Source organism: Desulfobacterales bacterium, assembly GCA_034003325.1.
In the GTDB taxonomy this organism is placed as follows: domain Bacteria; phylum Desulfobacterota; class Desulfobacteria; order Desulfobacterales; family JAFDDL01; genus JAVEYW01.
In genome coordinates this window covers 51,696-63,487 of record JAVEYW010000010.1, presented here as the reverse complement: position 1 = coordinate 63,487, position 11,792 = coordinate 51,696, and the positions used below count along the sequence as shown (strand labels likewise).

At 49.9% G+C, this 11,792-nt stretch carries 9 protein-coding genes; 6 read left to right on the top strand and 3 right to left on the bottom strand.

Going from position 1 to position 11,792, the window contains the following annotated elements; translation table 11 throughout:
- Nucleotides 1–35 precede the first annotated feature (35 nt).
- The gene (locus RBT11_11975; GenBank protein ID MDX9787491.1) at nt 36–1,025 is read right to left on the bottom strand and encodes a KpsF/GutQ family sugar-phosphate isomerase; all 990 of its coding nucleotides are present in this window, start codon (nt 1,023–1,025) and stop codon (nt 36–38) included.
- A gap of 219 nt (nt 1,026–1,244) precedes the next feature.
- Between RBT11_11975 and RBT11_11970 the strand changes: the two genes are divergently transcribed.
- Nucleotides 1,245–2,771: an AMP-binding protein gene (locus RBT11_11970; GenBank protein MDX9787490.1), complete on the top strand. Its 1,527-nt coding sequence runs from the start codon at nt 1,245–1,247 to the stop codon at nt 2,769–2,771.
- Between the two features lie 5 nt (nt 2,772–2,776).
- On the opposite strand, the gene lpxD is transcribed toward RBT11_11970, so the two are convergent.
- Nucleotides 2,777–3,805, bottom strand: coding sequence for a UDP-3-O-(3-hydroxymyristoyl)glucosamine N-acyltransferase (gene lpxD, locus RBT11_11965; GenBank protein ID MDX9787489.1), 1,029 nt, complete (start codon nt 3,803–3,805; stop codon nt 2,777–2,779).
- Nucleotides 3,806–4,072: 267 nt separating this feature from the next.
- Here lpxD and pyk point away from each other — a divergent pair, with 267 nt between their 5' ends.
- The 4 genes from pyk to RBT11_11945 all read left to right on the top strand — a co-directional run bounded on the left by pyk (nt 4,073) and on the right by RBT11_11945 (nt 8,736).
- The gene (gene pyk / locus RBT11_11960; GenBank protein ID MDX9787488.1) at nt 4,073–5,497 is read left to right on the top strand and encodes a pyruvate kinase; all 1,425 of its coding nucleotides are present in this window, start codon (nt 4,073–4,075) and stop codon (nt 5,495–5,497) included.
- Between the two features lie 414 nt (nt 5,498–5,911).
- Nucleotides 5,912–6,250 (top strand): P-II family nitrogen regulator, encoded by a 339-nt coding sequence (locus tag RBT11_11955; GenBank protein ID MDX9787487.1) that lies wholly within the window; start codon nt 5,912–5,914, stop codon nt 6,248–6,250.
- A gap of 66 nt (nt 6,251–6,316) precedes the next feature.
- A complete protein-coding gene (locus RBT11_11950; protein MDX9787486.1) occupies nt 6,317–7,714 on the top strand; it encodes an ammonium transporter in 1,398 nt (465 codons plus the stop codon).
- Nucleotides 7,715–7,971: 257 nt separating this feature from the next.
- Nucleotides 7,972–8,736 carry a hypothetical protein gene (locus tag RBT11_11945; protein MDX9787485.1) on the top strand — a complete coding sequence of 255 codons (765 nt, stop codon included), beginning with the start codon at nt 7,972–7,974 and terminating at the stop codon, nt 8,734–8,736.
- A gap of 185 nt (nt 8,737–8,921) precedes the next feature.
- Here the strand turns inward: RBT11_11945 and RBT11_11940 are convergent, their stop codons facing one another.
- Nucleotides 8,922–9,701, bottom strand: coding sequence for an ankyrin repeat domain-containing protein (locus RBT11_11940; GenBank protein MDX9787484.1), 780 nt, complete (start codon nt 9,699–9,701; stop codon nt 8,922–8,924).
- Between the two features lie 298 nt (nt 9,702–9,999).
- Here RBT11_11940 and RBT11_11935 point away from each other — a divergent pair, with 298 nt between their 5' ends.
- A complete protein-coding gene (locus RBT11_11935) occupies nt 10,000–11,481 on the top strand; it encodes a hypothetical protein (GenBank protein MDX9787483.1) in 1,482 nt (493 codons plus the stop codon).
- Nucleotides 11,482–11,792: the final 311 nt, after the last annotated feature.

Below are 11,792 nucleotides of genomic sequence, written 5' to 3'. Positions count from 1 at the left end.
GTGTTATTGTAACATCACTCATCGCTGATGGTGAATCAACAGCCGTTGAACTTGAATTGCCCCTTGCCGAGAATGTCATGCAGATGCAGTATGCCTTGCACTTCTCCGGTGTCATTGATAATCGGAAGGACGGTGATTTGGTGCTTTTCCATAAGGTTAAGTGCATCAAACGCCGGTGTATCCGGCCCGAGTGACAGCGGGTTCCGGGTCATGACATCCTTGACTGGCAAGGAGAGAACATCGGGCCGGCGGATAAGCAGCCGCCGAATATCCCCGTCTGTGATGATGCCGGCAAGCGTATTAGCTTCCGAGAGGACGATGGTGACCCCCATTTCCAGGCGGTTGATTTCTTCAAGCGCGTTCGCCATGGTCGCATGCACCGGTATGGCGGGGATTGATGAACCTGTCAGCATTAAATCCTTGATGCAGCGGGCCAGCCGTTGCCCCAACAATCCGCCAGGGTGAAATTTCTTAAAATCACTTGATTTAAATGCATTTTTGTTAATCAGGACAACAGCCAGCGCATCTCCCATTGCCAGCAGCGCGGTTGTGCTGGCCGTCGGCGCAAGCCCCAGGGGACAAGCTTCTTTTTTGACGCCCACATTCACCACAATATCACTGTGGTTTGCGAGGGAGGAAGCGGGGTTTGCCGTCATCGCCACAACCTTGCACCCCAGGCTTTTAATACTTGGAATCAACAGGTTTAATTCATCGGTCTCGCCGCTGTTGGACAGCGCTAAAAATACATCGTGTTTGGACACCATGCCCAGGTCTCCATGCATGGCCTCCACGGGGTGCAAAAACAGGGCACGCGTGCCCGTACTGTTGAGGGTGGCCACGATTTTTCTGCCGACAATGCCGGATTTGCCTATGCCCGCCACAATCACCCGGCCGGCGCATCGGTAGACCAATTCCACCATGTCCGCGAAATGCCCGTCAATGCGATCAATCAGCTCAAGGATGCCTTCCGCTTCGATTCGAAGAACTTCCTTTGCTTCCTGAATGATCCGGGAATCTTGTTCCATGCTTTCCAAAGCGCCCCTTTTCGCTAAAATGGGTATATTTCAGAAAATTCATCTGCTGGTGCTTGGGCGCTACATTGCCAATTTTCAGTTCAAAATGCAAGGGCCAAGGCATTGAAAACAGCATCAGCACTTGATAAAGGCAGAGCAGATACAAAAGTTCAACTATCTTTGGCTAGTTTTTTGAAAATGAATGGCGAACGTGAAGGGTTACCAATGGGAATGGATACGATAAACAGCTGGCTTGAGGCGGCCGCAGGGAAATGGGGGCATAGACTGGCGATCAGCTTTTTACGCGCCGGGAAAATAGAAACACAATTGACGTACGCGCAATTATATCATGAGATTCGTCAATTTGCCCTTTTCCTGACATCTTTGAGTGTTCAAAAGGGCGACCGTGTCATTCTGTTGATTGAAAAATCGCTATCGGCCGTTGTGGCCCATTTTGCCATCCTGCAATTGGGGGCCATCGCCGTGCCGCTTAACCCGGGTTTTAAACAAACCGAACTGGAATATTTGCTGCATGATGCGGATGCAGCCCTTGTTATTACGGAATCCGAAAGAAAAGCGCTGATCGAAACCATCGATTCGACCCTTCCAGTGGTTACGGTTTCGACACAGCAGCCTTACCGGAAAGTCGACCGTTTCCGAGGGGCCGCAGTGCCCGGGCTTCAAATAGACGTCACCCCTGAAGATCCGGCGCTTATCATCTATACCTCCGGTACCACGGGAAACCCCAAGGGCGCGGTCCTTACCCACAAGAACCTGGTAAACGATGCCCGAAACATTATTGCAATCTGGGAAATGACGCAAAAAGATATTCTATGCCATGCCCTGCCGCTCTTTCATGTTCACGGGCTGTGTTTTGCACTTCATACCCCCTTGTTCAGCGGCGCGCACGTACGTCTGCTGGACCAGTTCATGCCCGAAATCGTTTTGAATGAATTATCCGGGAAGACAGATGGCGAAGCGTGTACGGTGTTGATGGCGGTTCCAACCATGTATACGAAATTAATGAATTTTTCCCGGGAAAGACCGGTGAATTTCAGTTCACTTCGGTTATTGACCTCCGGTTCGGCGCCGCTGCCGGCCGCGGCGTTTGAGCGGATTCACAAGATGTTCGGTATTCGGCCGGTTGAAAGAGAAGGCATGTCGGAAACCGGCATGAATTTTTCGAATCCGCTGCGCGCGGAACAAAAGCCGGGATCGATCGGCCTTGCCTTGCCGGGGGTTGCGGTTCGCATCGTCGATCCGGTTACATTTAAAGATGTCAATATCGGAGAAATCGGAGAACTGTGGCTTAAGAGCCCATCCATTACGCCGGGATATTGGCGAAAACCCGATGAGACCGCGGCGAGCTTTGTCGACGGTTGGTTCAGAACCGGAGATCTCGGGAAAATGGATAAAGAGGGCTATTATTATCTCACCGATCGCATGAAGCACATCATTATTACAGGCGGTGAAAATGTGTCAGCAAAAGAAGTCGAAACGGTGATCAACCGAATGGAAGGGGTGATTGAATCTTCGGTCGTGGGGGTGCCGGATGATCGATGGGGAGAGAAAGTGGCTGCAGCGGTGGTGGTCAAACCGGAATACCATTTAACCAAAATTCAAATTCAGGCCTTTTGCAAAGAAAGGCTTCATGACTGGAAATGCCCGAAAGAAATACTATTTATAAACGAGATACCTAAAAACACGATGGGAAAGATGCTCAAAACAGTGGTGAAGGCCTATTTTATGAATTCGTGAGCGGGTTACCCCTTTCCGTCAATTTCATCCACGCGGGCCCTTAATTTTTTCAATTCCTTCCATATTTCCGGTAGTCGCCGAATCAGGACATAGGCCCGTTTGGCTTTTTCCGCTTTATACGCGGGGTATCCAAACAGTTTTTCCCCATCGGCGGCGTCATCGCCCACACCGGACTGCGCGCCGATCATCACGCCGTTACCGATATTCAAATGCCCGGCAATGCCCGCCTGACCGCCGGCCACACAGTGATGACCCAGCGTCGTGGACCCGGCAATGCCCACCTGGGGCACCAGCAGGCAGTGAGGTCCCATTTTGGTTCCATGGCCGATGACCACGGAATCGCCTACCTTACACCCTTGCCCAATCAGGGTATCGCCCATGGATCCGCGCTCGACACCGCTACCAGCGCCTATTTCCACGTCATCTTCTATCACCACGCTTCCGATATGCGGAATTTTGTAATGAACCCCATTATGCGTGGCGAAACTGAACCCATCTTCGCCGATGGTGGCGTTTGCGTGAATAATGACACGATTGCCGATTCGGCAGCGCTCATAAATGACGACATTGGGATAGAGAATGCAGTTATCACCGATAACAGTTCCCGAACCGATAAAGACGCCCGGATAAATGACGCAGTCTTTACCGATGCTGACATATTCGGATAAGCTTGCAAAATCACCGATGCAGGTGCCGGTCCCGATAACGGCATCGGGTGCGATGGCGGCCCGGTTGCTGATTCCGGATAAGGCATGGCGACGATGACCGTGCAGCAACACGGTAATCAGCATAAACGCGTAATAGGGATCTTGGCAAAGCAGCAGGGAAGCTGAAGTTTCCGTGGTCTCCTTTACAACAATGGCGGAAGCCCGCGTGGTTTTAACTTGGGGCGCGTATTTGGGGTTTGCCAGAAAGCTGATATCGCCTTTGGCGGCCTGTTCCAAACTTGCAGCAGCACGGATTTCCAGATTCGGATCGCCGATAACCTTACCGGCCACATGTTCCGCCAGCTCGCTCAGAGTGTATGATGGCATTCAAGAACCTCATTGACTTGATATCGATTGATTGAGGTTTTTCATTAGCATTCAGGGAAAGTCTGTTCAAGGAGAATGTGCCACATGGTTTGAGTCGATATTTATATTGAGCCATTTTGTTTTTAACCCAAAAGCCGCTTTTGCCGGCCTCTCCATATATCTTCCTTGAATCGTTGTATCGAAACCTATATGGTATCAATCCGAAGAATGCGCCTGAAAGCGCTTTTTTAAGCCGATTATATTTAAGATTTTGAGGATGACCGATTCATGAACATTAAGACAAAGATCGTTGCAACCATCGGCCCGGCGTCAAACACACCGGCGGTCCTAAAAGCGCTTATCGAGGCGGGCATGAATGTGGCGCGTTTAAATTTTTCTCACGGCAACTATGAGTCTCATGCGGAGGTTATTCGAATGATCCGCTCTCTGTCGAGATCCATGAGCCGACCCGTGGGCATCCTTCTGGATCTTCAAGGCCCCAAAATCCGGGTGGGGAAGCTTGTGGACGGGCAATCGGTTCTCCTTTTGGCCAATCAGGTTTTCAGTATTACATCGAGGCCGATACTCGGCACGGCGGAAATCGTTTCCACCACTTATCAGCATCTTCCATCGGATGTGGAAACCGGGAATGCCATTTTATTGGATGATGGGCTGATTCGTCTGCGAGTGGAATCAAAAACCGGGGACACCGTTTTGTGCCGCGTGATCAATGGCGGCGTGCTGAAGGAAAACAAGGGCATCAACCTGCCGGGTGTTACAGTTTCAGCCCCCTCCCTGACGGAAAAAGATAAGAAGGACGTTAATTTTGGCATTCAAAACGGGGTCGACTATTTTGCCCTTTCCTTTGTGAGAACAGCCGATGACCTGTGTCAGATAAAGGCCCTCATGCACGCTCAAGGGGTGAATATTCCCGTGATTGCGAAAATTGAAAAACAAGAGGCGGTGGAGAATCTGGAGGCTATTCTTGATGTGGCGGACGGCATCATGGTGGCGCGCGGGGATCTGGGCGTCGAAATGCAACCCGAGCTGGTGCCGACCATTCAGAAGCAGATTATTAAAAACGCTGTGCGGAGAAACAGACCGGTGATTACCGCGACGCAGATGCTGGAAACCATGACCATCAACCCGATTCCCACGCGCGCCGAGGCATCGGATGTGGCCAATGCCATTTTGGATGGGACCGATGCTGTCATGCTTTCCGGAGAAACCGCTTCGGGCAGTTATCCTGTTCAGGCCGTTCAAATGATGGCCAAGATCGCCGCAGAGGCTGAAAAATCCCCTTTCATGAACTACAATATGTATTACGAACAGAATCTGAAAGACATTATCGCGCACGCCGTGGCACAATCCGCGGTGAATCTTCTTCATGAAACGGACGCAAAATGCCTGCTGGTTTTTTCTCAATCGGGGAAAACCGCCAAACAGGTTTCCAAACAACGGCCGTCAAGGCCCGTGTATGCCTTTACTTCCAGCAAAAAGACTTACAACCGCCTCAGCCTCATATGGGGCGTGGTTCCCATGTTTGTCGCCAAAATTATTGATGCCAAAAGGCTGATTGAAGCCAGCGAAAATCTGCTGATCAACAAGGGCGCTTTTTCAAAAGATGATCTGATCGTGCTTGTTATCGGCATGGGGTTAAAGGTTGGGTCCACCAACATGATTAAAATTCACCGGGTCGGGCAGGAGGATTAAGGCCTTACATCATTAAACCGCTTTTTTATCCGCTTATCGCCTTGCAGCCATACAGTTACCCGCTCATTTTTCTTCGTAAAGTATGAAAATCGGATAATAACATAGTGCACGGTTGCGCGAACATGCAAGATGCACTAACCGGATTGCTGTTGATAAATAGCACTATTTTTATAACAGCTTAACGCATGAAGCCCCTCTTTTTAATATTCAAAAAAAACAAAATTGTTCTACATAACTACAAATTTGTCGTTTTTTTTGGGTGCTCTCCGCCAGCTTAATTCCCGACCATAATAAAAATATTATAAAGAATATAAACAGTTAAATATTATTAGATCTCCTGGCACACTGCTTGCTTATATTCAGTGTAACTTTGTCAAGAGGAGCGAACGATATCAACCCAAGGAGATTGTTTCAATGAAAAAAATCGAGGCCATCATCAAACCCTTTCAACTGGATAATGTCAAAGATGCCTTGAATGGGCTGGGCATCAAGGGAATGACAGTTACCGAAGTCAGAGGCTATGGGCGACAGCGCGGTCATACCGAAATTTATCGAGGCGCTGAATATCAAACGGAATTTATACCGAAAATCAAAATCGAAATCGTGGTGGAAGCCATTATGTCCGATAAAGTGGTGGAAGAAATCAGGGCCAGCGCCAATACCGGAAAGGTCGGAGACGGTAAAATTTTTGTGCTTCCGGTTGAATCGGCGACGCGAATAAGAACCGGTGAAAAGGGCAAAGATGCCATTTAATAATATGATCAAAAATTACATTTTTGTTTCATGGATTCCAAATTAAATATATGGGAGACACGCATTATGAAAAAAGCACTTCTTTTATCAGGGATTCTTGTGGCGGGTGTTTCGACGGCCCTGGCGGCGGATGCTGATCCGACGGTATTCAGCAACAAGGACGCCATCGATTTGATTCAGACCCATGCCAATTATCTGTGGACGCTGGTGGCCGCTGCCTTGGTGTTTTTCATGCAGGCGGGCTTTGCGCTTGTGGAGGCCGGATTTACCCGCGCCAAAAGCGCTATTAACATCATGATGAAAAACCTCATGGATTTTTCCATGGGCTCCATTGTCTACTGGGCGGTTGGTTTTGGCCTCATGTTCGGCGCCTCGCAGACGGGCTGGTTCGGCACCTCGGGATTTTTCTTAAGTGATTTTACGCCGGGCGGCGATCCGTGGGTATTGGCCTTCTGGATGTTTCAGGTTGTATTTGCTGCGACAGCCGCCACCATTGTGTCGGGCGCCATGGCCGAGCGAACCAAATTTTCGGGCTACCTTATCTATAGCGTGGTTATCAGTGGCTTGATTTACCCGATATTCGGCAGTTGGGCCTGGGGAGGCCTGTTCCACGGCAAAGGGTGGCTGGAAGGTTTTGGATTTATCGATTTTGCGGGCTCAACCGTTGTGCACTCGATCGGCGGATGGTCAGCTCTTGCCGGTGCCATCGTGCTGGGACCGCGACTTGGCAAATACGGAAAAGACGGCAAGGCAAGACCCATTCTGGGGCATAATATTCCTCTGGCGGCTCTGGGCGTCTTCATTCTTTGGCTGGGCTGGTTCGGTTTCAATCCCGGCTCCACCACAACGGCGGATAAAAGCATTGCCATGATCTTTGTCAACACGAACCTGGCCGCTGCGGCGGGCTGTTGTATCGCCATGTTTACGTCCTGGATTCGATTCGGCAAACCCGAAGTGGGCATGAGTCTAAACGGCGCGCTGGCCGGACTGGTCGGAATTACAGCCGGATGCGCCAACGTCACGCCGGGTAGCTCGATCATCATCGGTTGTGTGGCGGGTGTACTGGTAGTCTTCTCCGTGCTCTTCTTTGAAAAGATGCGGGTGGATGATCCGGTCGGCGCGGTGTCGGTTCATGGGGTGTGCGGCGCATGGGGAACGCTGGCGGCCGGGCTTTTCAACATCGAAGGCGCCACCCTGTCAATCGTCGGTGTGCAGTTACTGGGAATAGCGACTTGTTTTTTGTGGACCTTTCCGACAGCCTTCGCCTTGTTTAAAATCATCGACAAGACCATCGGTCTGCGTGTTTCCCCGGAAGAAGAACTCGAAGGCCTCGATCATGCGGAACACGGTGGGATTGCTTATCCGGACTTCGGTGTCTCGACACACGGCACGTCAGCCCCGCCGGTATCCGGATCTGCTGCCGGCAAGATGAGCATGGCCGCGAAACTGGCCGAACAGGCATAGACGGTGGTTTGATCCTTTGTCGGAAACATGCGCGAAATAGCATGCATCATTGGATAAGGTCGTTTGGCAGCCCAGCCGCCGAGCAGCCCATCTTTCGGCTTTGCCGGGATAGGCGACTGAAAGATGGCATAACAAACAATTGGTTAATGAGAAAGGAGAAGAGAACGTTTGTGTTACGATCATAAAAGTAAATAACCCAAATTAAAAAATGTATTTGTAACAAAGGAAGCAAATCAATTCAAAAGGAGAACTTGATAATGAAATTCGGAAAGGTTTATCTGGGACTGATCGTTATGATGGTTGGCATGGTGTCATGTTTTTCGGCTGCGGTTGCATCGGATGAAAAACCAACCTGTGATATGTCGCTTACCGTTTATTCTCAGTATATATGGCGCGGGTATGCCCTCAGCAAGGACAGCATCGTTCTTTTTCCTCAAACAACGGTTTCCTATAAAGGCTTTGGTTTTGATATGTGGGCCGATCTGGATACCGATTATTACGGGAATACGATCGACAACGGCAGCGAATTAAATGAAACCGACTTGACCCTGTTCTACGGCAACAGTATCGGCATACTCAGTTATTCGCTGGGGTGGATTTATTATGATTTTGACGGCGGCGAAGATCAGGAAGTGTATGCCACGTTCGGGGTTGATGTGCCCCTTTCGCCGGCCATCAGCATTTATCGGGGCATTGAACACTCGGCGGACACATGGTATTTCAAATTCGCCTTGTCTCACAGCTTCGAGCTCAAAAACAGCTGGTCCATCGATGTCGGCGGATGGGTTGGATATTATGATATTCAGGACGGCGCGTTGGACGGCGGAGATTACAGTGAATTTCATGATGCCACCCTTTGGGCGGGACTGAATATCCCCATAACCGACTGGTGCACCGTGACGCCGTCGATCAATTATTCTTTCCCATTGTCCGGTGAATCCGAGGATCTTATTGAAGCGGTCAGCTTTGGCAACGACTCCAATTTTTTCTATGGGGGGGTTAAGCTGGCCATATCGTTTTAACGATAGACGGCAGACGGTTGCGGCGGTCGCCATTGCCTGCCGATGAAGATATTTTTCAACATTCAACCCTGTTTCGACTCATTTTCCGCATAATGAACAAAGGCTCTTCACGGCCTGATCGTGAAGAGCCTTTCATCATTGCGGCCTTGAAGCGTCTTTCCAGCTGATAACAATGCCGTTGTTTTTTATGGAAGACTATACCCTTTTTGAGCACCAATTGATTTGAGATATTCCAGCAAGTTAAAATGGCTGAATTTTTCAGCGACATCATAGGCGGTTTGTCCGTCTGAATTTTTGACATTCACAGATGCGCCCAGTGAAACCAAATATTGGATTCCCTCTGTATAGCCGCTGTAGGCATACCAAATGATTGGCGTATTGCCCCGCTTGCTTTTGAAGTTGATATCAGCGCCTGCTTCAACCAATATTTTTGACAGCTCGATTTCCTTATTGAAAATGGGAGTCATATTTTCCGGGTCAACGGCATTTACATCAGCGCTTTTTTTAATCAACATCTCCGCCATGGCCTTGTTCTGGGTAATATGCAGCGGCGTTTGACCAGTATCGTCTCTTGCATTGACATTCACCCCTTTTTCGAGTTGCTGCAGGACCGTATCCACATCATTTTCATATACGGCTGAAAACATTTTATCGACTTCGCGGTCTGAAGCGGCAATTTTTTGAGGACGTTCGAATTTATCCTGTTTTGGTTTAGTCATCTCGGGGCTTTTAAAATCTGCTGTAAACGCTTTAGACCCGCATATGGAAAGGCTGACGGCGATCATTAGCGCCAGTTTCAAAATGCCCCATTTAGTAGGCCCTTTATCAGAAACACGCACGAAAAAGCGTGCATAACTGGAGCAGGTCGTTGGCAGCCCAGCAGCCGAGCTGTCCAGCCGCCCAGCGTCCGGCTTTGCCTGTTTAGGCCAATATCCACGTTGGATTAACATTTTTTTCCTCAGCATACTCAATGTCTTCCTCCGGTTGAAATAAAACCCGCCAACACCCTTGATCAATTTTGTCAATTTGCATTTCAGACGCATAAGGATATTCTTGTTTTTATTTTTTACGGCTTTTTGATTGGGTGCGAAGAAAATACTCTACATTATTCATATAAAAAAATATAATAACAATTTTGTCGTGGTTGTGCAAATTCGGAAATATGATTCGGAAATATGATTTTAACGTTTATAATTTTTTAATTTTACTTTAAGAATTCCTTTGTAGTGAACGGAGGAAATTGGATAAGAATCAGGGGGGCGAATGATCAAATGTTTGTGCCGGCACATTGTGGTTATCATCATTTTTTTGTTTTCCATGTCATTCTTCGCTTTTGACGCCAATGCGGTTGATTATCAGATTCTTTTCAGGCCGGATGCCAGCGGCGTTGTCGGTTGTTATGAATTTGCCGTAGCGGAAGTCGGCGGCCCATTGCTCACAAGCGTAAATGTCCTTTCCAGCGAAGGCATGCGGCAGAACTGGGGGATTGATATCGTTGGCGGAAGGGGTCCATGGGAAAATGGGGTCTGGAAAAACAGGCAATTTGCATTGGCCAGGGTCAATCAGCTTTCTCCTCTGGGCGATGACTGGTACGGCTGCAAGACCGGTACGCCGCTGATCCAACAACCGCCATTCAGCATCGGATGGCCTAGTACGCCGATACAATATCCCGTGCAGGACTTGTGGCAGATTTTGTTCAAACCCAACGGCATGGGACCCAACTGCTTTGAATTCAACCTGGCAGTGGTCGGTGGCGACAGGGTGGCGTCACCCGGAATATTAACCCCATTGGCAAGGCGGGAAAACTGGGGAATCGATGACAGCGGGGGACGTGGGGTAGGCCCAGAGGGAACCTGGTTTATTTTCAGCGCCGCCTCCTCACGGATGAACGATCTGAGCAGCTATGGTCGCGATGCTTATGGCTGCAGGGGCGTTGCCCAAATGCAGCCGCCCGCATTCAGCGTCGGATGGCCCCCTCCCCCCGACCAGGAAAACCCAAAGGCATTATGGCAGATTCTCCGGAAACCCAACGGCATGGGCCCCAACTGTTTTGAATTTTACTTAACGAATGTTGGCGGAAACCGGGTTTCCTCACCGGGCGTTCTGACGCCGTTGGCGATTCGGGAAGGATGGCAAATTGACAACGCCGGCGGCGCCGGATCAGGCCCGGCTGGAACCTGGATTAATCGCTCCGCGGCATCATCGCAGATGAATAAACTCAGTACCTATGGCGGGGACCTGTATGGCTGCCGACGTCAGACGACGCCACCGCCACCACCACCGCCACCGCCGCCTCCGTTACAGCCGACGGATCTGACAGGCGGGCTGGATCCTCATGCCAGGCAAGCCCTGATCTCTGTCAACAGGTCTTTTCAGGTGACCTTCGAGAGTTCAAACGCCGAAGTGAGGATTGATACGGATGGTTTGGCGGTTTTGCGCTCTCCGATTCGGTGCACCATCACCGCTACCGACAACCGTCCTTCGGGGGATCAGGCCTGGTTCCGGTACACCTACACGGTGATATTAACACCCAACGGACGATCACGAGGCATCGTTAAGGCATTTCGGCAGGTGGACTATGTCTTTGAATCCTTGAACCGGAAGGGACAGAAAACCAGACGCAACCATGTGGGCAAACCTATTCCCGTGCAAGGCCCCCTGCGGCTGGAGGGTAGAATCTGGCGACTGAGCATTCCCAACGGGAACGGTTCATCGATCGGCTCGGTTCCATATCTGCTGGAATAAAAGGGGAAGACGTCCATATAGGCCTCAAAACCTTCAATGAGGCTCGTTTCCCGGGCTTCCGGCCGGCGGAACCGGTTAGCCGTTTGCCCACATGATGACCAGGATGACTATCACGCAACTAATTGATATAAAAAGGATGGGTTTAAGCCAATACAGAAAGGCCACTTTTTTTAGGCATCGATCACACCAGGCGCCCGTGTATGGAACGGCTCCGGGGAAATGCTGCGTATGGCCGGGTTTCCCGCATCGCTCACAGATACCACAGTAACCATATGGTATCTTATGCTTTTCGAGAAATTCAGCGGAAAGGG